General features: G+C 38.2%; 21 protein-coding genes. 14 read left to right on the top strand and 7 right to left on the bottom strand.

Annotation, left to right across the window (positions count from 1 at the left end; genetic code table 11):
• The first annotated feature begins 151 nt into the window (after positions 1 to 151).
• From IV87_RS01355 to IV87_RS01325, 8 genes are all read left to right on the top strand, one after another.
• Positions 152 to 940 (top strand): DeoR/GlpR family DNA-binding transcription regulator, encoded by a 789-nt coding sequence (locus tag IV87_RS01355; protein WP_057805111.1) that lies wholly within the window; start codon positions 152 to 154, stop codon positions 938 to 940.
• Positions 937 to 1,365 carry a galactose-6-phosphate isomerase subunit LacA gene (lacA, locus tag IV87_RS01350; RefSeq protein ID WP_057805110.1) on the top strand — a complete coding sequence of 143 codons (429 nt, stop codon included), beginning with the start codon at positions 937 to 939 and terminating at the stop codon, positions 1,363 to 1,365. The genes IV87_RS01355 and lacA overlap by 4 nt, the downstream gene beginning before the upstream one ends.
• 400 nt (positions 1,366 to 1,765) lie before the next feature.
• The gene (gene lacB, locus IV87_RS01345) at positions 1,766 to 2,284 is read left to right on the top strand and encodes a galactose-6-phosphate isomerase subunit LacB (protein WP_057805109.1); all 519 of its coding nucleotides are present in this window, start codon (positions 1,766 to 1,768) and stop codon (positions 2,282 to 2,284) included.
• A gap of 88 nt (positions 2,285 to 2,372) precedes the next feature.
• Positions 2,373 to 3,368 (top strand): tagatose-bisphosphate aldolase, encoded by a 996-nt coding sequence (lacD, locus tag IV87_RS01340; RefSeq protein WP_057805108.1) that lies wholly within the window; start codon positions 2,373 to 2,375, stop codon positions 3,366 to 3,368.
• Between the two features lie 65 nt (positions 3,369 to 3,433).
• Positions 3,434 to 4,111 (top strand): DUF4867 family protein, encoded by a 678-nt coding sequence (locus IV87_RS01335; RefSeq protein WP_057805107.1) that lies wholly within the window; start codon positions 3,434 to 3,436, stop codon positions 4,109 to 4,111.
• A 14-nt stretch (positions 4,112 to 4,125) separates the two neighbouring features.
• Entirely contained in the window at positions 4,126 to 4,257 is a 132-nt protein-coding gene (locus IV87_RS11280) for a hypothetical protein (RefSeq protein WP_258390191.1), read from the top strand.
• A 158-nt stretch (positions 4,258 to 4,415) separates the two neighbouring features.
• Positions 4,416 to 4,874, top strand: a complete 459-nt coding sequence (locus IV87_RS01330) for a MarR family winged helix-turn-helix transcriptional regulator (RefSeq protein ID WP_057805106.1) — start codon at positions 4,416 to 4,418, stop codon at positions 4,872 to 4,874.
• 5 nt (positions 4,875 to 4,879) lie between these two features.
• On the top strand, positions 4,880 to 6,292 hold the full coding sequence (locus IV87_RS01325) for a DHA2 family efflux MFS transporter permease subunit (RefSeq protein WP_057805105.1): 1,413 nt from the start codon (positions 4,880 to 4,882) through the stop codon (positions 6,290 to 6,292).
• A gap of 50 nt (positions 6,293 to 6,342) precedes the next feature.
• Here the strand turns inward: IV87_RS01325 and IV87_RS11005 are convergent, their stop codons facing one another.
• From IV87_RS11005 to IV87_RS01315, 3 genes are all read right to left on the bottom strand, one after another.
• Positions 6,343 to 6,507 (bottom strand): hypothetical protein, encoded by a 165-nt coding sequence (locus tag IV87_RS11005; RefSeq protein ID WP_156407365.1) that lies wholly within the window; start codon positions 6,505 to 6,507, stop codon positions 6,343 to 6,345.
• 72 nt (positions 6,508 to 6,579) lie between these two features.
• Positions 6,580 to 7,239 (bottom strand): histidine phosphatase family protein, encoded by a 660-nt coding sequence (locus IV87_RS01320; protein ID WP_057805104.1) that lies wholly within the window; start codon positions 7,237 to 7,239, stop codon positions 6,580 to 6,582.
• 180 nt (positions 7,240 to 7,419) lie between these two features.
• Positions 7,420 to 8,301, bottom strand: coding sequence for an aldose 1-epimerase family protein (locus IV87_RS01315; RefSeq protein ID WP_057805103.1), 882 nt, complete (start codon positions 8,299 to 8,301; stop codon positions 7,420 to 7,422).
• A gap of 158 nt (positions 8,302 to 8,459) precedes the next feature.
• Between IV87_RS01315 and IV87_RS01310 the strand changes: the two genes are divergently transcribed.
• The 3 genes from IV87_RS01310 to IV87_RS01300 all read left to right on the top strand — a co-directional run bounded on the left by IV87_RS01310 (position 8,460) and on the right by IV87_RS01300 (position 11,442).
• Positions 8,460 to 9,263 (top strand): Cof-type HAD-IIB family hydrolase, encoded by an 804-nt coding sequence (locus IV87_RS01310; RefSeq protein ID WP_057805160.1) that lies wholly within the window; start codon positions 8,460 to 8,462, stop codon positions 9,261 to 9,263.
• A gap of 298 nt (positions 9,264 to 9,561) precedes the next feature.
• Positions 9,562 to 10,602, top strand: a complete 1,041-nt coding sequence (locus IV87_RS01305; protein WP_057805102.1) for a zinc-dependent alcohol dehydrogenase family protein — start codon at positions 9,562 to 9,564, stop codon at positions 10,600 to 10,602.
• Between the two features lie 144 nt (positions 10,603 to 10,746).
• Positions 10,747 to 11,442, top strand: a complete 696-nt coding sequence (locus tag IV87_RS01300; RefSeq protein WP_057805101.1) for a hypothetical protein — start codon at positions 10,747 to 10,749, stop codon at positions 11,440 to 11,442.
• A gap of 188 nt (positions 11,443 to 11,630) precedes the next feature.
• On the opposite strand, the gene IV87_RS01295 is transcribed toward IV87_RS01300, so the two are convergent.
• A complete protein-coding gene (locus IV87_RS01295; RefSeq protein ID WP_057805100.1) occupies positions 11,631 to 12,206 on the bottom strand; it encodes a histidine phosphatase family protein in 576 nt (191 codons plus the stop codon).
• A gap of 103 nt (positions 12,207 to 12,309) precedes the next feature.
• On the opposite strand from IV87_RS01295, the gene IV87_RS01290 reads away from it, so the two are divergent.
• Complete coding sequence (locus IV87_RS01290) at positions 12,310 to 12,663, top strand: MerR family transcriptional regulator (protein WP_057805099.1); 354 nt, start codon at positions 12,310 to 12,312, stop codon at positions 12,661 to 12,663.
• Between the two features lie 89 nt (positions 12,664 to 12,752).
• Positions 12,753 to 13,715 carry a zinc-binding alcohol dehydrogenase family protein gene (locus IV87_RS01285; protein ID WP_057805098.1) on the top strand — a complete coding sequence of 321 codons (963 nt, stop codon included), beginning with the start codon at positions 12,753 to 12,755 and terminating at the stop codon, positions 13,713 to 13,715.
• Between the two features lie 93 nt (positions 13,716 to 13,808).
• Here IV87_RS01285 and IV87_RS01280 read toward each other — a convergent pair whose 3' ends face one another.
• The 3 genes from IV87_RS01280 to IV87_RS01270 form a co-directional block, all read right to left on the bottom strand.
• On the bottom strand, positions 13,809 to 15,443 hold the full coding sequence (locus tag IV87_RS01280) for an APC family permease (RefSeq protein WP_057805097.1): 1,635 nt from the start codon (positions 15,441 to 15,443) through the stop codon (positions 13,809 to 13,811).
• Positions 15,444 to 15,460: 17 nt separating this feature from the next.
• Positions 15,461 to 16,126 (bottom strand): histidine phosphatase family protein, encoded by a 666-nt coding sequence (locus tag IV87_RS01275; protein ID WP_057805096.1) that lies wholly within the window; start codon positions 16,124 to 16,126, stop codon positions 15,461 to 15,463.
• 185 nt (positions 16,127 to 16,311) lie between these two features.
• Positions 16,312 to 18,168: a cation:proton antiporter family protein gene (locus IV87_RS01270; RefSeq protein WP_057805095.1), complete on the bottom strand. Its 1,857-nt coding sequence runs from the start codon at positions 18,166 to 18,168 to the stop codon at positions 16,312 to 16,314.
• Positions 18,169 to 18,425: 257 nt separating this feature from the next.
• Between IV87_RS01270 and helD the strand changes: the two genes are divergently transcribed.
• Positions 18,426 to 20,720 carry an RNA polymerase recycling motor HelD gene (helD, locus tag IV87_RS01265; protein WP_057805094.1) on the top strand — a complete coding sequence of 765 codons (2,295 nt, stop codon included), beginning with the start codon at positions 18,426 to 18,428 and terminating at the stop codon, positions 20,718 to 20,720.
• Positions 20,721 to 20,738 lie beyond the last annotated feature (18 nt).

The raw sequence follows: 20,738 nt of genomic DNA, 5'->3' as shown, positions 1-20,738 counted from the left end.
AGCGCTTTCAAATGTCGACAAAAAATTTAAGTTTAAAAAATAGTGCGCGGGTATTGACTTTTAGTGAGAGCTCGTCTATTCTATAAATCGAAACATAAATAAACAAAAACGAACATTTTTGTTCTTAAATTATATAAAAGGAGGGAGGCTAGTGCTAAAAAATGAACGAGTAGCTACCATTTTGAGCACGGTCAATCAATCAGGTGTTGTCACCGTTCAGGAATTGGTTGATGCTTTGAATGTTTCGTCAATGACCATTCGACGTGATCTTGATGAACTTGAACAGGAACATCAAATTATTCGAATTCATGGTGGTGCACAAAGCCGACATTTCTCTGATAAACAGGAAGCTTCCTATATACAGAAACGAAAGCTGCATGTAACAGAGAAAAGCAGTATTGCACAACGAGTGGCAGGGATGATTGATGAAAATGAAACCATTTTTTTAGGCCCAGGAACAACAAACGAGTTAGTTTCAAAATATTTGAAGTTGACCAACTTACGTATTGTGACGAATAGTTTGCCAGTATTTGAACGTTTTAGAGATGAACACGGGAGTTATGAATTGTGTCTAGTAGGCGGAACATACCGCGAGCGAAGTGGTGCATTTATAGGAAGTTTAGCAATTGAGCTGTTGAAAAATATCAAGATGCACAAAGCTTTTGTTGGTGTTAATGGTATTAATGGTAACAGCATTATGAATGCTAATTCTGATGAAGGCCAGACGCAGAGCATTGCGTTAGACCAATCACAAGAAAAATTTGTGGTGGCTGATCATTCAAAATTGGATCGAAATGATTTTTATACGTTCTATCAATTAGATAGATGTGACGGTCTAATTACAGATCAGGATGTTGATCCACAGGTTTTGAAGCGATACCAGAAAATAACGCATGTTTTTACTAGCTTAGATAAAAAACAAAAGGAGAGATTTGCATGAAAGTCGTAATTGGCTCAGATAAAAAAGGATTTAATTTAAAGGAACAAGTTAAGAAATACTTGTTGGATCATAGTTATGAAGTTATTGATGTGAGTGAGAAGCCCGCAGATGACTTTGTTGATTCTTCATTGGCTGTTACCAAAGAAGTTTTGAATGGTGATGCTGATAAGGCTGTTATGTTTGATGAATATGGTGTTGGCTCAGCAATGGCAAGTAACAAAGTTAAAGGAATGGTTACTGCTAACGTTGTTGAAGAAAACACAGCTCATATGACAGCTATGCATAATGGTGCCAAGGCAATTGCAATTGGTAGTGGCATTGTTGGTGAAAAGTTAGCTTATAACATTGTTCAATATTATCTAGATACAGAATATGCAGGTGGTCGTCACCAAGTACGTTTGGATATGTTGGAAAAGATGATCTAAAGAGTGCGGAGTGAAGCGGTTATTTGCTGAGCAGAGCCTAACTTATCAATAATCCGGTTTGGGGATTGTTGATAGGTGTAGCTCAGCAGAGGCAAATGCTTCAAGGAGCCGATCTAGATAAGAGTGCGGAGTGAAGCAGTTATTCACCGAGTATGGCCTAGCGTATTAAATGATTCGGGTTAGGAATCGTTTAATATGTGTAGCCAAACGGAGGTGAATGTCTTTTGAAGCCTATCTAGACTAGAGTGTGGAGAAAGATAAGTATCTTTCAAAGCCAAACCAAAATGACCATCTACAAACTCACTTTGTAAAGGCATAAGAGTCTAAGAAAACAATCTCGAAATATAGTACATTCGAAACTGTTTTAGTTTTAAACATTAATATTGAGGAGGATATATACATGATTATTTCTATTGGTAATGACCATATTGTTACAGATGTAAAAATTCAATTATCAAACTTTTTAAAGGCTAACGGTCACACAGTTATTGACGAAGGTACCTATGATACAACGCGGACTCATTATCCCATTTATGGGAAACGTGTTGCTGAAGATGTCGCTGATGGTCGTGCCGATTTAGGTGTTGTTCTTTGCGGAACAGGTATTGGTATCAGTACTGCTGCAGACAAAAACGAAGGTGTCCGTGCAGCTTTAGTTTCAAACTTAGTTGCTGCTCGTTATGCTAAAGAAGAATTAAATGCCAATGTAATTGGTTTTGGTGGTGCAACAGTTGGTGAGCATTTATGTGAAGACATCATCTCTGTATTCTTAGACTCCGAATATAAAGAAACAGATGAAAACAAGAAATTAATCGATAAAATCGATCACATTGCTACTCCAAATCCAGAACAAAAAGATAACCCACATTTCTTTGATGAAGAAAATGAAAAATGGGCTGAAGGCGTTTATCACGATTAGTTGTAAAGTTACCGCTACCGACTTATAATGAAAGCGTTGAAATAAATCATGAGAAATCATGAAAAAACAAAAAAGGGGTAATCATTTTATGTTGAAATTAACACCAGGTAAGGAAAAAGGAATCAAAGCTTTATCAAATAAAGATGGCGTCATTGATGCTTTAGCTATTGACCAACGTGGATCACTCAAAAAGATGATTGGTGCTGCAAGTGGCAAAGAAGCTTCTCAAAAAGAAATTGAAGACTTCAAAGTTGCTGTATCAAGTGAATTGACACAATATGCAACAGGTATTTTGTTGGATCCTCAATATGGACTCCCAGCTTCAAAGGCTCGTGCAGATGGTGCCGGCTTATTACTTGCATACGAACGCACTGGTTATGATGCTACTGAACCTGGTCGTTTCCCAGACATTTTGGATGATTGGTCAGTACGTCGTTTGAAGGAACAAGGCGCTGACGCTATTAAGTTCTTGCTTTACTACGATCCAGACGAAGGCGGCGACATTAATCATCGCAAACAAGTCTTTATCGAACGTTTAGGTAGCGAATGCAAGGGCGAAGATATGCCATTGTTCTTGGAATTAGTATCATACGATGCTAATAACGATGACGCAACAGGCAAAGAATATGCCAAAGTAAAGCCACACAAAGTTATTGAAATGACCAAAGAATTCTCAAAACCTCAATATGGTGTAGATGTATTGAAGCTTGAAGTTCCTGTAAACCAAGCTTATGTTGAAGGATTTGCTAAGAACTCTGATGATGTTGTTTATAGCAAGGCAGATGCTGCTAAGTATTATAAAGAACAAAGTGATGCAACAGACTTACCATTTATCTTCTTGAGTGCTGGTGTTTCTGCTGAATTGTTCCAAGACGAATTGAAGTTCGCTAAAGAAGCAGGCTCAACATTCAATGGTGTGCTTTGTGGCCGTGCAACATGGCGTCATTCAGTTGAACCATTTGCTGGTGAAAGTGAAGCAGCTGGTCGTAAATGGTTACAAACACAAGGTCGTCAAAATATTGAAGACTTGAATAAAGTTTTGGCTGCTACTGCAACTTCATGGTACGACAAGGTTCAAAAATAATTGCTTTTAACCTTAAGGATTGTGCCGAATCGGTGCAATCCTTTTTCTGAAAATGGAGAAAATTTATGAGTAATTTCGATGAAATAAAAAAAGCTAATCCGGATAAGACCATTTATGACGTTAACAGTGATGAATTTGCTGATTTTGGTTTAGTTTATAAACAATATGATTTAAGTAAGGTCACAAGTTATATGGATTCTCAAGTGAAGATTCCAAGTGATCATAACGACTATATTCCTGATGATGAAACTATTGAAAATGATGCTGCTATCAAGCAAATTGCTGCTGATGTTTATGCGGGTATGCCAATTTCTGCTGGTCCTTGTATGGGACAAAGCACTTCATTTTCAGCAATTGAATTTCACCAGGGTAGTGAAGTTAATATTACGTTTACAGACGTTGTAATGGTATTAGGCAAACGACAAGACATTCATAACTATGAGTATAATGCTGAAGAACACGCTAAACTCTTCTTTGTTCCTCGGGGCACTGTTTTTGAAATGTACAGTGATACATTACATTACAGCCCATGCAAGGTAGACGATAGCGGTTTTAAGGCAATTGTGATGGTTTTGCAAGGCACTAATCAACCATTACCAGATGGCTTTAAAGCAACTAATAAAATGATTGTGAAGCAAAACAAGTTTCAAATGGCGCACGCTGTTAGAACTGATAAAATTGCACAGGGAATCTTACCTGGTGTCAAAGGAAAATTAATCGACATTAAGCCAATTCAAAACTAAAGAGGTAGATCGAAATGGCTGACACAGAAAAGAAAACATTATCAACAGAAGAAAAAAACGAAATTGATACCGCTGAAGAACTGCATCAACAAATGATTAAAGAACAAATTGCTGAATTTCCAGTTTCAAAAGTTGGCAGTAGATAATTAAGCTTATTTCTTAAATAGGATTATGATTTTTAACAGAATAATTTCATTAAGTCACCAAGATGATCAGCATCTTGGTGATTTTTTTGCATTTTTAACGTAAATTGTTTTATAATGTAAAACGTTAGCTTGCTAACGAAAATGAGGAGATGAAATTGATGCCAAAAGATCTATCTAAATACGGGCGGTTAGTGAAACATGCCAATAATACGCTTAGTCGCCATATTGATACCTTTGCAGCAGGTTACGGCTTAACTGGTGTTCAGTTATCAATCATTGATTTTCTTGGCAAATATCCGCAGCAAATGTGTTTACAACGTGATATTGAAACCGAATTTGCCATTCGCAGATCAAGTGCAACCACGCTTTTACAACGCATGGAGAAAAAGGGATTGATTCTTCGGTTAGTTGCCAAGGATGATGCACGCCAAAAAGAAATTCAACTGACCAAAAAAGCGCAACCGTTTGTTCAGTTGAATCGCGATTATATGAAAGTTCAGCGTGATAGTCTGGAGACAAACTTTAGTCAGGAGGAACTTTTAACGTTTACAAAAGTTTTGCAATTTTTAATCGTTGATGAAGCCGGAAAAAATTACGGAAAGGAACGCGAGAGATAATAAATATGAAAAATGAAACCAGTCAGCGTATTCGTCCCCAAGTTATTGCGGCTGTAATTGCGACGGGATTAATGTCCTTTAGTGGGGTAATTGTTGAGACTGCCATGAACATTACGTTCCCAACGTTAATGAAAGAATTTAATGTCACAACTAGTATTGTGCAGTGGTTAACAACCGGGTATTTATTGACCGTCGCGATCATTGTGCCATTGTCTTCCGCACTGAAAACACGGTTTAGAACCAAATCTCTATTTATTGTGGCTAACTTGCTATTTTTAACAGGATTAATCATGGATGCGGTAGCACCGATTTTCCCAATTCTATTACTTGGTCGCATTATTCAGGGATGTGGTACTGGGATTGCACTGCCGTTAATGTTTAATATTATTATTGATCAGGTTCCTAGCAGCAAGATTGGCATGATGATGGGGATTGGAACGTTAATTACAGCTGTCGCACCGGCAATTGGGCCCACATTTGGTGGTGTTGTGGTGGCTAGTCTAGGTTGGCGCTTTGTCTTCATCATTTTAGTGCCATTATTATTAATTTCTTTGTTTACGGGAATTAAAACGATTGAACAAAAAAGGCCCACACGAGCTATAAAATTTGATCCCTTGAGTGTTTTATTAATTGCCGCTACCTTTATTGGATTCATTTTAGGATTCAGCAACATGGGCGCGACAAGTTTTATGAGTTTATCCGTTGCAGGTGCAATTGTGGTAGGAGTGATTGGTTTAGTTGGGTTGATTTATCGCAGCTTACATATTGCTCAGCCGGTTATTGATTTACGAGTTTTAGAAAATGTGGCCTTTGCCGCGCATGTGTTTGTGTTTTTCGCATTACAATTAATTTCGCTAGGAATGTCCTTTATTTTGCCCAACTACATGCAATTGGTAAATGGGGCAACTTCCACAACCGCCGGGCTAGTCGTTTTACCAGGAGCTGCCTTAGGAGCAGTCATGTCACCCATTAGTGGACGTATTTTTGATCACTTTGGAGCCAAAAAGCCTTTACTCACGGGAAGTTCAATCGTGTTTATCGGCTTAGTTTTATTTACCGGTTTAGCCTTAAATGTTTCAAATGGATTGATCTTAACTATTTATGTATTTTATATGTTTGGTATCGGGTTGATTTTTGGCAATGTCATGACAAATGGGTTATCCACATTGAAAAACGATCAACAAGCAGATGGTAATGCGATTTTAAACACCATTCAACAGTTTGCGGGTGCGGTTGGTACCTCAATTGTTTCCACCATAATTGGGGCAAGTCAGTTAAGTAAAAGAGGCAATCAAGCTGATTTAACTGCGATAGGCTCACGCCACGCACTGTTAGTTTTGACAATTTTAATGGCGGTGGCAATTGTGGTACTGGTGTACGCAATCAATAAAGCCATTAAACAGAAAAATATAGCTTAAAAAATGAGCATGAGAAAATTGGCTTTCTCACGCTCATTTTTTAAAACTGGTTAATTTTTTTCTGTGGATAACTGACGAGGTGTAATTCCTAATTCTGCGAGTTGGCGATTTACCAATTCGTCGTGAATGCGGGCAAGGCGATCTTGTTCAATTTTATCCTTGCCAGTAGGCTCAATTAAACATGCGGGCATGTCGGTTTGCTTTTTATCAGTCATTTTGCCACCTGCTTTCTATCCTGATTGTCTCATGGTTAGAAACAGAATTAAAATAGTTTGCATAGAAGATTTTTATCTATCATAAGCCACAACTTCAGCGTGATTATCGGTAAAATTAAGAATGTTAAGACTGCCGTTTTTGATTGGTAGGTGAACATCTATTTGTGGGTTCAAGAGCTGAATCAAACTGCGGATGGCATCCATGTGGGAAACAACGAGTAACGTTTCTCCGTCGTGTGCCTGTTCTGCCAATTGATCGACACCAGCCAAAATTCGTTTTTTGAAAGTTTGAGCGTCTTCAGCTACTTTGAATGGATCGGCAGCATGCATAGCATCACGAGCTTCATAAAAAGTGTGTTCACTTAAGAAATCGTCGATGCCGCTGTAGCCTAAAGGTCGACAAATGGTGTCCCAAGTTTCAGGACCATTGGCGCCTTCAAAATAGCCAAAGAAAGCTTCCCGAATATTTTTGAGTTGGGTGATTTGCAAGGAATCATTATGGGTATCCTTTAAAATGATATGAGCGGTATTGACAGCCCGACTCAAGTCACTTGAAAAGGCTTGATCGAAATGGACGTTCAGGACCTTTTGGGCAGCTTGATGGGCATCTTGGATTCCTTTATCGGTTAAGGGAGCATCTGCCCAACCTTGCATGCGATCGAATTTATTGAGATAGGTTTCGCCGTGGCGAATGAGGTAAACAGTAAATTTTTTGATAAGAACGACTTCCATTCTGAGAGTGTCTAAAAAGTATTTAGCTTCTGGTCTATGCGAAAGAAACTGGATTCTTATGAAGCGTTTCTGTGACTTTTAGCAAAAACACTCTCTATATTATTTTATTAGTAAGATAAAAAGAACAGCGCAAAACATACGCTGCTCTTATTTTAACATGTTTAATTTGTAAAAAGTGGGTTATGAAAATTCAATGCCGTATTCAAATGATTGTGTTTCACCAGGTTCAGCAAAGTTGTTACCTTTCTTGTTAGCCCAATCAGTTGGTTGATCACTGGCTTGATCAGGAAGGCCAGCAAATGGTTCGATGCAAAGATAGGGTTCGGTAGCATTTTCCATTGTCCACAAGGTAATGTATGGAAAATGTTTAACGTTAAGTTTGATTTCATGTGCTGTTTGATCAGAGCGTAAGGTAACCGTTTCGATTTTTTTAGCATCTAAAATGATTAAACCGTTATCAAAGGTGCTGTGATCTAACTTCAAAACATTATCTTTATCCACGGCTGTAAATGGTGCTTTGGTGCCATCCCGGAATGGAGCAGGGTTAATGCCCAATTGTTGAATTTCCTTAGGATGAGGGCCAAATGTCAGAGTGTAGTCTTCAAATACACCGTCATCATCAATTGGAATATTGAAACCAGGATGTGAACCCAGAGCATAGGGCATCGTTGTTTTATCATTATTAGTGACACTATATTTAGTTAATAATTGGTTGCCCACTAATTTGTAGTCCACTTGTAAAGTGAAATCAAAAGGATAGTATTCCTTTGTCTTGGGGCTAGCTTTAAGTTGGAGTAAAACTTGATCATCGGCCTTACGAACATTTTCCCACTGTAAGTCACGGGTAAAGCCATGCTGAGGCATTGGATAAGTCTGACCATCCACAACGTAGTGATCATCATTGGATTTGCCAATTGATGGGAATAAAATTGGTGCATGGCGTTTCCAAGCTTTACCATTCCAGATGTAATCAAAGCTACCTTTTGCATCAACCACATGAGTAATTTGAGCACCAAGTTGGTCTATTTCAACTTCTAATTTGTTGTTTTTAATCGTAATCATTCATATTGCCTCTTTTCAATTTATTGGGTACAGGTATATGATGGAACAGTTGACAGATAATGTAAAGGCTTTCTAAAACGAAACTTCACAACTTTAACAAACTTTCAAAAAGTTGGGTTGGTTAACAGTAAAAGCAGGAGGTAGTTGGTTTGATTAAAATGATTGCACTAGATTTGGACAACACTTTGCTTAATGCGGACAAAAAAATAAGTGAAGCAAATACCCAAATTTTAAAGAAGTTGCATAAACAAGGCAAAGAAATTGTGCTATGCACCGGCCGACCAATTAATGCCATTTGGGATTGGCTAACACAGTTAGGTTTAATGGGTGAAAATGATTATTCAGTTAATTTCAATGGTTCGTTAGTTATTCGCAATGTGGACAAAAAGCCGTTGATGGCGGATGGTATGAAAAGAGCACACTTTGGCGACCTGCATAAGTTCTGTTTGGCTAACGAGTATCCTCTTGATATTTTGGATTTTAGCGGTGTGTATCCCATCAATGATTTACCACTCTCAGGTTACGAAAAGCGATTAGGGGGCAACATGCACTTTTTACACGTGCCATTCGCGAAGTTACCAGTCGTTGATTATAGTAAGGCTGTGATTTGTACGGAACCAGCAACGTTGGATCACATCGTGGCGCACATGCCGGCCCAACTCAAACAGGAGTTTCATATCGTGCGTTCGCAGCCAATGATTCTAGAGTTTTTGAAACCAGGAATTGATAAAGGATCCGCATTGGATGTATTGTTGAAACATTTTGAGTGGACACGTGATAATTTGATGACTTTTGGGGATGCTCAAAATGATTTAGAAATGTTAGCTAGTGCAGGTGTAGGCGTCGCAATGGCTAACGGTACCCCAGAAGCTAAACAAACGGCCAATCAGGTGACAGCGGTGGATAATGATCATGATGGCGTTGCAAACTTTTTGACAACTTATTTTGCAGCAAATAATTAAGTTACTTCTAAAGGTTGAAAACATTAAAATCGCTTCAATAACTGATGTTAAATGACTTGGCCTATAAAAAATAGTTAAAGTGCCGTCTTTCAGACCGGGTGAGCTGTAGGACGGCATTTTAATCTAATTTTGTTATCAAGAACACTTTTATATCAGGCAACGAGATGTGTTTTGAGCTTTCAACCTTTAGTTTAATTAAAAAAGCTTACGAAAGAAGCTTGCCTTGAAGTGCACACTAAGGTTTATGATTGTGTTGTTGAGTATTAAAAGTCATTAAAAACATTAGGAGATGGATTTTTTGAAAGCAGCAGTATTTATTGAACCTGGAAAAATGGAAGTTCATGATGTTGACAAACCAAAAATTGAAAAACCAACGGATGCACTTATTAAGATCGTGCGCGCCTGTGTATGTGGTTCTGATCTATGGTGGTATCGTGGTATTGCCAAACGGGAAGCTAATTCATTAGTGGGACATGAAGCAATCGGTGTAGTTGAAGAAGTAGGTGCCGACGTTTCTGATATTAAGACTGGTGACTTTGTGGTAGTTCCATTTACACATGGTTGTGGACATTGTGCGGCCTGCTTAGCTGGTTTTGATGGGGATTGTTTAAACCAAGAGGCCGGTGGCAACGGTGGTTATCAAGGTGAATATTTACGTTACACAAACGCTAACTGGGGATTAGTCAAGATTCCTGGTAAACCAGCTGATTATTCAGATGAACAATTAAACTCACTCTTAACTTTGGCTGATGTGATGGCAACCGGTTATCATGCAGCTGCCAGTGCAGAAGTTAAAAAAGGTGACACAGTTGTTGTCATGGGTGATGGTGCCGTTGGTTTATGTGGCGTAATTTCGGCTAAGTTACGCGGTGCAAAACGAATTATTGCAATGAGCCGTCATGAAGATCGTCAAAAATTAGCGCGTGAATTTGGTGCAACGGACATCATCCCAGAACGTGGGGATGACGCAGTTAAGAAGGTTATGGAATTAACTGGTAGTGGTGCTGATGCGGTTTTGGAATGTGTCGGTACGGAGCAATCCGTTGATACTGCGGTTAAGGTTGGTCGTCCTGGCGCAGTAGTTGGTCGGGTTGGCGTTCCTCAAAAAGCAGAAATGAACACGAACAATCTTTTCTGGCGTAACATTGGTTTACGTGGTGGTATTGCTTCGGTTACAACAGATGACAAGGCAGTTTTGTTAGATGCTGTTTTAAGCGGCAAGATCAATCCTGGAAAGGTCTTTACAAAACGTTTTGATTTGGATCACATTCAAGACGCCTATGAGGCTATGGACAAACGAACAGCTATCAAATCATTGTTAGTGATTAGTGAAGGTTAAATCAGACAAAACAAAAAATCTCGATGCAGTTTGGTAAGGTGCCAACTGTGTTGAGATTTTTTTATCTAAAAAGGGTGGCATTATATAGTGTGTTCAAGGTACAATATTAAGGCAGCAAAAATATAGAGAGTAGGGGATTTGTGCATGAAAAAACACAAGTTAGGTTATATATTGGGAACAATTTTGATAGTGATTGTTTTGATCATTGGAGGAGTGACAATCTACCATCAAGGAGTACAAGAGGGTAAACGAATTGCAGCAAAAACGATTCTGTCAGCTACGAATGAAAAAAGTAGTTCAACTGAAACGGAATCTGATAGTTCAGGAACAGATAGTTCTGAAGATTCAGAGAGTTCCGAGTCAGATGACAATACAATCACATTGGATGATGAGGATTATGAAGTCACAGATTCTAAGGATTATAAGCCCGTATTTAGTGATAGCTCATGGACAAACACAAAAGTGGGAATCGATGAAGTAAAGGTTCTTCAGTCTGATGGTACTACAGAGGACTCAGATGGCAACGAAGTCAATGGTATAGTGGCTGTGCATTATACAATCGATGCTGGAAAGGATATTAATATGTATCCAACCCAAGGAACCATGAATACGAATTCGGGAGAGCAGGTAGAAGCTGATATGTCTGCAAGTGATGATTTTGATGGCGAATTGAACAGCGGCGCAAGCGTTGATGGTTGGGTCATTTATTTCTTAAAAAAATTAGATTCTATTAAGGATTTAACGTCGGTTCGTCTTAAATGGGATGCTGATTATGATACAGATGATATTGACGATGATAATTTCAGTCATACTTATGATGCAACGGTACAATTAAATTAACTAATGCCAGAGTATTTCTTACTTTACCTAAATTTCAACAACAAGTGACTCAACAGGCAATCAATAACTAAGCTGATGAAAGATACGCAGTAGTTATGAGTAATAACTAAAAATATAAACAGAAAATGTGGTGAATTAACAATTGTTAGTTCACCACATTTTTAAATAGTTCAAGATTAAAAAGTTTATTATTGGTTCTGATCGGGACGAATAACTTTTGCTAATTGAAATTTTCCTTGATCAAAATGATAGACAAAAATCGTGCCATTGGAAAAGCCTTTTTTCAACTCTTCGGTGGGATCCTGTAACATACGTAAAAAGTTGAAGCAGGCTCCACTGTGGGAAACGGCTAAAACATTTTGGTGATCTGCTTTAGACATAATAGTAGTTAAACAGTGCAACATTCGTTTACCGACATCATTAGAGGACTCGCCACCATAGGGTAGGAAAAAGGTTTCAAAATCTTTAGGTGTTTTCGGGCTAAGTGTTTCACTTTCACCTTCAAAAACACCATAGTTTTGTTCTTTTAAAGCTTTTACTCTTGTGTATGTTAAACGGTTCTGCAAAATTAGTTCAGTCGTATCACAGCATCGTTCTGAAGTTGAACTATAGGCATGATCAATGGAAATTTCTTTGAAGAATTCTCCTAACCGACTGGCTTGTGCAATACCGTTTGAAGTCAGTGGCGAGTCACACCATCCCTGAATTTTATGTTCCACATTAAAAAGAGTTTCACCATGCCGTACAAGATATAAAGTTTTCATTTTTTTGCCTTCTTCTAAAAATCTTTTAGTGATTCGTTATTTTTCGATCTCTATTTATAAATCATAATCCTTGAAGTATACTTCAAGTCAAGAGGTGAGAATCTTGAAAATTGACGCAGTAGCAAAACAATTTAATATTTCCACAGCCACCATTCGTTACTATGAGCGTGAAGGACTATTAGGACCGGTTAAACGGGTAAACAGCATACGTCAGTTTGAATCAACTGATCTTGATCGTATTGATTTTATTTTGTGTGTCAAAGAATGCGGTATGACTCTGGGACAGATCAAATATTTTCTGGCAATTTATCAAAAGGGTGACGACACAATTGGAGAAAGATTGACCATTTTACAGGACCAGCTGGTGCAGTCCGAAGAAAAAGTGAAACAGTTGAAAAGATCCATGCAGCACTTAAAGACTAAAATTGAAGATGTCAAACAATTACAAGTAAAGTAAGATGGCAATTGTTCTAGTCATCGAGTTCATTTAAATGCGTTCTTAAAATAAACTTGTTGTTTTATACAACTTATAGGAAGGAAAAGAATATGAAAGCATATGTGGTGAATCACGCAGGTGGACCAGAAGTTTTAGAACTAATGAACGTGAAAACTCCCAAAGTAAAACCGGGATGGACGCGCATCAAAGTCTTAGGGTTTGGCATTAATCATTCCGAAATTTTTACGCGCGAAGGAAAGTCACCCTCGGTTAGGTTTCCCCGAATTCTTGGTATTGAAGTTGTTGGCGAAGTTGATGAAACTACGAATACTAGTGCCTTTACCAGAGATCAAAAAGTGATTTCAATTATGGGTGAGATGGGGCGTGCATTTGACGGTAGTTATGCAGAATATGTATTATTACCCGACAAACAAATTTATCCAGTTGAAACGAAATTGTCGATTGAGGAACTTGCAGCTGTGCCAGAAACGTATTATACCGCCTATGGTATTTTTAAAAGTTTACAGATTAAATCAACTGATAAGGTACTGATTAGAGCGGCTACTAGTGGAGTGGGATTAGCCGATTTACATTTGATTAAAGGATTAAATTCCTTGATTAAAGTTACCGGGACCACACGCAATCAAAATAAGGTGCAATCCTTGTTGGACGCTGGTTTTGATCAGGTAATTGTTGCACCAGATAGTGATAAATTGCCCGAACATACCGGATATTTTGATAAAATTATTGATTTGATCGGTCCTCTAAGCGTTCGGGATACTTTAAAACATCTAACTGAATTTGGCATTGTGAGTGCAACTGGTGAACTAGGTGGAGTGTGGAATCTGAATAATTTCGATCCAATTACAGACATTCCTAACAATCGTTATTTGACTGGTTTTTACTCTGGAGATGTTTCTCAACAAAAAATTCAGGAAATGTTAAATTTCATCGACACCTATCATGTTGACGTGAAACCGACAAAAGTATTTGATTTTTCCCAGGTTGTCCAGGCACATGCGTATTTGGAAAGTTCACATAGTTTTGGCAAAGTAGTTGTGACAGTGAATTAATTAGTTAAAAAGATGGACTACAGTAATCCTGTATTTAGACCTGCTGATTTCACAGGGCTAATACAAAAGATTATGTAGTCCATCTTTTTTAATTTAGTTATTTGTCGATTGATTGCGTGTAATGAACTTAAACGTGAGTTGATAAATAATGATAAACAAGACGACGTTCAAAGCCCAACTAAGAATCATAGTAGCAATGCTGGCACCAGTTAAGTGCTGAGTTAATACAAAGCCAACAATGATAAATACAACTAAAGCCAAAGGTGTGGATAACCACGCCTGTTTAGCCAAATGCTCACGGCCAATTTTTGCCATGTAAGGTAAAACTGCCGAAAGTGCAATAAAAATAATAGGGATGACAATATTCAAAGTTAATTCCTTTGTGTATAACACCGTTCCAGGGGTGGCATCCGTTGGCCGAATTCCCATAACTGAAAATACCAGTGTAATGACCAAACACCATAGTCCAACTAACCAAGCAAAACGATCGTTTTTAATAAATCTGTATTCTGAAGGATAGTCTTTACTCTTAGCACGAATGCGCATGAAGGCATAGAATACAAAACTTGTGACGAATGGCGACACAATGCCGTTAATGTTTAATAACCAGTTGAACATATCATTGATACTTGGTAACCAATTACTTAGGAATAAAACCAATGAAACAATTGCGGTGGTCAGCCAGTAACCGTTAATTGGCAGGCCATCATTATTCAATTTAGTTAAACGTTTTGGTAAGTATTTTTTTGAAACATTAGAGATAAAAATTCGTGTGCTGGCATCCAAAATAACCGCTAATTGGGCACACATGTAAATGAACTGGGCGACCGCAAAGATATACATTAAAGTGTTGCCCATGCCAAATTGTTTACCTAGTGCTTGGAAGGCATAATAAGAACCGTTCATTTTCAAGTCATAAGGTAAGTGGTGCGCATTGAAGAAAACACCTAGTGAGAAGGAACCAAAGACGGTTAAGAAACCGGTCATAATTAAAAGCATCATCATGGCTTTAGGAAAATCGCGATTTCCATGTTTCATTTGTTTGACATAAGGTCCAGCCAACTCGGCACCATTAATGGCAAAAATTAATAAACCAAAGGTGGAAAGAAAATGGCCGTTAATCTTAGGGATGAATGCGCCCAGATTGAAAGGCTGAGTTTCAATGTGGCGTCCATACATTAGAGCAGCAACCGTCATGACAACGAACAAGATGGTCATAACAAACATGGCGCCACCGCCGATTGTACTCATGATTTCCAAGGATTTGTTTTTAAATAAATGCTGGAACCAGATAAAACCAAGGAAAACCACGGCCGTAAAAATAGCAAACATAAAAGTCGACATATACTTGTTGAGATCGCCATTACCTTTGATGAGCCAACTAATGGAAACCACGACTGAGTTGGCAACATCCACGACGTAAGGTAAACCGGCAATCCAATAAAGGAAGGCTACCATGTAACCGGCAAGATCTCCATTAGTGGAGCGAATCCATGAGGACAAACCGCCACCTTCGTTTTGAAAGGCAGAACCAAGTTGGCCAACCATCATTTCGTATGGCCAAACAAAGAGGATTAACATAATAATCCAGGTTGTCACGATTGCCAAACCTTGATTATGGAAGTTATAAATTAAGTCATCAAAACCAATAACGGTAACAAAGTCCATTAGGGCCACAACTGGCCAACTGATAAAGTGTTTATTTGTATCGAGTGGTGAATTTTTCATTTTAATAATTCTCCTGATTATTTAATTGTGGAATCGTTGTTATTGAAATAATCAACAGAAATTTGAGAATCACGAATGGTTATTTTTGTGACGCTACCATTACTAGGACTAGTGGTAATATCCATGTCCGGTGCGTAACGTCCAACAATGCTGCGAATGGTCGTGCCGTGTGAAACGACTAAAATTTTGTCGTGATCATGGCTGTGATCAATTAGATATTGAAATCCTTTGTCCAAACGTTTCCAAAAATCAATGTGATCTTCGGCATCATGAAACGGATCAGCCAACTTAACGGCATTTTTAGATTCGCTGATATTATGGTGCATTAAAAAATCATGAAAAGTACGGACTTGACTAACCGGTTGTAAAACTTGAAACCAGGTTTGTGCTGAATCTGCACCTTCAAAGTAACCATAAAATTCTTCCCGAAATTCTGCTAATTGCTGCACCTTCAGTCCAGGAGACTTATTACTATGCGCAATTGTATTAGCGGTATTAAATGCACGTGTGGTGTCACTGGAATAGGCAGCATTAAAGGCAATATTTGCTAGTTTTTGACCCGCAGTTTTAGCATCCTGCCAACCTTTTTCCGTCAATGGTGAGTCTGACCAACCTTGCATGCGATTGTAACGGTTGAAGAAGGTTTGTCCGTGACGTACAAAATAGACTTCAATTGTTTTCAAAAGATGACCTCCTCTCATCTAAATGTCCAGAAGCTATTGTATCATAGGCTATGAGTGCATTTATAACATTTTTTCAATTCAATTGGGTTAATTCAAAAAGAAAACGATACCATTTTTAAAAGATATCGTTTGAAGGAAAATTATTTAATTTTTGCGCTTTTAACTGTCAGTTTTATAATCTAAATTTAATTCATTTTTCCAAGTTCATGCCGAATTTCTTCGATATCATTTTTGCTACCAGTAAAAATGAGGCGATCATTTAATTCTAATTGGGTGGTCCCCACCGGACGAATAAGACGATGATTTCGAAAAATTTGGCTAATTGTGATTTTATCAATAAAAGGCAGATTCTTAATTTCAAGACCTGTGTACTTTCGATTATGAACCTGAACTTCAAAAATGGTGTTAGTTGTATCATTTAAAAGAAGCATAGTTGAAGGGGTTTCAATTAATCCGCGCAGCATCGCAATGTTGACCTCAGGCGTATTATAAATTTCAATGCCCAAATCATGTAATTCTTTTTCATGCTTATTTAAAATATTACGATCTTCAAAACGGACAATCACGCGTTCAACGCCATAAGCCTTAGCTGCCTTGGCTAATAGGTAGTTCTCTTGGGCACGAAAATGACCAACCACCAAAATATCAGTGTCAAAAATACCCTGTTTGATCATTTCTTCGGCGTTTAAGTTTTCTAAAAGATGAATTTGAATTTCGCTATTGTAGGTGCGATAGTTTTTTTCATTATCTGTGTACATTTGAATGTCATACCATCCCTGTGTCAGTTGCTGGGCAACGGGTACGGTGAAAATATTGGCTCCAATGAAGTGAACAGTCTGTTTCTTTAAATCTTCAGCTTCCGGACGATAGGCTTTGCTAAAAATCAAAGGTGAAAAGACACAGGTTAAAATGGCCGCTAATAAAAAGGCACCAGATTGATGGGCATTGATCACATGCATATTTTTGGCAACCTGCAAAATTGCAACAACCATTGTAATTGTAGCGGCTGATAAACTAGTCCCCGCAATGGCGTTGGCACTTTTAAAACGCAGGCTTAAAACCGGATAAATGGCCAATTTAGCAATGACATAGGCTAAGAAAAATAACGGAATCAAAGTCAAGGCTTGTGGATCACTTAGTAAGGTACGCAGGTTTAGGCCGATACCACTCATCATGAAAAAGATCGGAATGAAAAAACCGTAACCAATGGAATCCAGTTTATCCTTTGTACTTTCGCTAGGACGCAGGAGTTTGAGAATAATTCCGGCAATAAATGCCCCAAGAATATTTTCGGCACCCACTGAGGAAGCAACAGTGACCATAGCGACAATTAAAAAGAATGCTAAGCGAATATCAAGTTGGGTTGTCGATTTATTGATCTGTTCGAAAAAGTTAAAGAAAAATTTAAAACGACGCAGGAGAAAAATGGCGGCAACAATTATAAGAAGCAATAACCAAAGACTCTTACTACTGCTACCAAAAACGGAAGCATAAAAAGTTAGACCGAGCATTGGTACAACTTCACCAAGCACAGCGATTAGGAGGACAGTTTGTCCAAAGGCTTTACTTAATAACTCGTTTTCTTTTAAGGTTGCGATGACAATTCCTAGTGAGATAGTTGCAAACAGAATGGCTGCCAACCAGAAATCAGAGAAAAGATTTGCCCATTTAAAAAGACCCGCTAAGACTAGTGAGATGACGATAATTGTTGAATACGCCAGACAGGCAAGAATGACTGGCGACCATTTTGAATTTTGAACGGCGTTTTTCTGTGCTAATGGTGAAGGCGTACCCTGTGGTTTTTTAAACAGATCAAAGTCAATTTCCATTCCACTAAGAAACAAAAGAATGATGACACCAATATCAGATAGTTGTTTTAAGATATTAGTTGTGTGAACTAAACCCAATAAACTGGGCCCTAAAACGATACCGAGAATAATTTCAACCACGGCGGTTGGCAAAAAGGTGATTTTAAATCGTGCCATTAACATGGGCGTGATTAAAGCTGCAAAAAGCATAATTAATAACGAAACTTGATTCATAGTATTTTTCCTCCCGGAACCATCATAAATATTTGACCAGGATAGCACAAGTTATAAGCGAAAAACAATGATTATCTTTGAGTTAATGGGCGAAAAGTGGTAAGATATTTACTTAAATTATAGGTAATGCATAACTACCTTGAAGTAATTTAATTGTTTAGTTTTAGCGTGAAAGTTTAAAGCAAAAAACTTTCGATTTACTAGGAGAGCAACTGAATGATTCAGTGTCTTAAATGTCAATTATTTGGAGGGTTTTCATGACTGATTCAATACAAAAGTACGAACAGACCCATTTAAATGAAGTAATTACCAAGATTCAAGAGGCAATTCAAAAGGCCACTAAAGATGTGAAAACAGCGGAGACTGACTCCAAAGCGATTGATAAAAATTTTAGTAATGAAGTTCGCATGAACACCAGCACATATTCTGGCATGATGGATACGGCAATTTCGGTGCGGCAACAACAACAACTGTTGTCAGAACGGCAAAATAGTTGGCGTCATGCGAGCCAACAGTTGGACGTTTTGAAACGCCTTGAAAAACGACCTTATTTTGCGCGCATCGATTTTCATGAAGAAGGTGAAAAAAATGACGAGACCATTTACATTGGCCTTGGCTCATTTTCGGATACACCAGAACATTTCTTGATTTATGATTGGCGAGCACCAATTTCAAGTGTTTACTATGATGGTAAGTTGGGAAATGTATCCTATGAAACGCCTGATGGCACTCAGGAAGTAAACGTTAAATTAAAACGACAATTCACGATTGAAAATAGTAAAATTGTCACAATTTTTGATACCGATGAAACGATTGGTGATCAAATGTTGTTGCAAGCACTGGGCAATTCTTCTGATACCAAAATGAAGAGTATCGTTTCTACGATTCAAAAGGAACAAAATCAAATTATCCGAGATACACATTCGGACTTACTGTTTGTGCAAGGTGCTGCTGGTTCAGGTAAAACAGCGGCTATTTTGCAACGAGTAGCTTACCTGTTGTATCGCTATCGCGGCAATTTAACGGCTAGTCAAGTGATTATGTTTTCACCAAACCAAATCTTTAATGATTATGTGGATCAGGTGTTACCTGAACTTGGGGAACATAATATGGTTCAAATGACTTATTATCAATTCACCAAACGACGCATTCCTAACATGGAAGTTGAAACCCTTCAGCAGCGATTTGAAAGCCGCACTGATCCAGTTTCTAAAAAGATCCGCCGGTTGGAAAATAGTTTAGTTTACTTCAATGCAGTAACTAAATACGCTAAGCATTTAGAATCAGCGGATATGAAATTCCGCAACCTGATGTTTAGAGAAAAACCATTTGCTGATCAAGCACGACTAAACGATATTTACTATAGTTTTAATGAAAATTATCATTTAGGAAATCGTTTGGATGCGACTAAGGAAACGTTATTGAAATCTTTGAATCACCGTATTGGTGGCGAAGTCCGTTCTAAATGGGCTGAACAAGCCGTTCAATCTTTGAATCATGAAGATCTTGAGAAGTTATACGGTGGGGAACCGCGTGAGTTTGATGACAGTGATAAAGAATTCAAATTCTTAGCACGTAAACTAGTTATTCAAGCTTTGCAGCCGGTTCGTAACGCGATTGTGCATAATCGTTTTCTCAATATTAATGCGCAGTACGTTCACTTTTTACGAAGTGTGCCGCATTTAGTAAATTTAGAAAAATTTGGCTTAACGGAATCTGATTGGCGTACCTATGTAAATGAAACGGTGGAGGGCTTGAAGAATCATGCCATTTCATTAAATAACACCTCGGCCTATCTTTACTTGTATGATTTGATTGTAGGTAAAAAAGGCGAACGTGATATGCGCTACGTATTTATTGATGAAATTCAGGATTACACGGCCTTTCAGCTAGCCTATCTGAAATTTAATTATCCACGCGCAAAATTCACATTATTGGGTGATTTAAATCAGTCTATTTATAGTAATGAAAGTACGACCACGTTACTGGCAGAACTATCAACTATGTTTGATAAAGAGAAAACGCGTGTGATCCAACTGGAGAAATCTTATCGTTCTACGCAACAGATCACAGACTTTACCAAAGAAATTTTAGTCAATGGAGAAGCAATTGAGGCCTTCCAGCGTGAAGGTGAGTTGCCAACGATTAGTGTCAGAAAAGATCTTGATGCAGCAGTAAAACGCGTCCAACAACAGCTGACTAAAAATGATCAAGATGGTGAAACCACCGCGATTATCGGCAAATCAGTTGCTGCCTGTGAGGAAATTACTAATGCGTTGCGCGCAGCCGGGGAAAGAGTAACGTTGATTCATACCGAAAATCAGCGTTTGGCACAAGGAATTGTCGTTGTGCCTTCGTTCTTAGCAAAGGGACTTGAATTTGATGCGGTAATTGTTTGGGATGCTTCTGATAAGACATATCATGATGAAGACGAGCGTCAACTTCTTTATACCATTTGTTCACGAGCGATGCACCGGTTGACCATTGTGGCAACAGGAAAACAATCGCGTTTGTTAGACCGTGTAAATACCAAATTATATGCAAACGACTAAAAGTTTATTGAGGAAATA

The sequence above is a fragment of the Pediococcus ethanolidurans genome (assembly GCF_001437405.1).
GTDB classification, from domain to species: domain Bacteria; phylum Bacillota; class Bacilli; order Lactobacillales; family Lactobacillaceae; genus Pediococcus; species Pediococcus ethanolidurans.
This window is presented reverse-complemented; position numbering and strand designations above follow the sequence as displayed.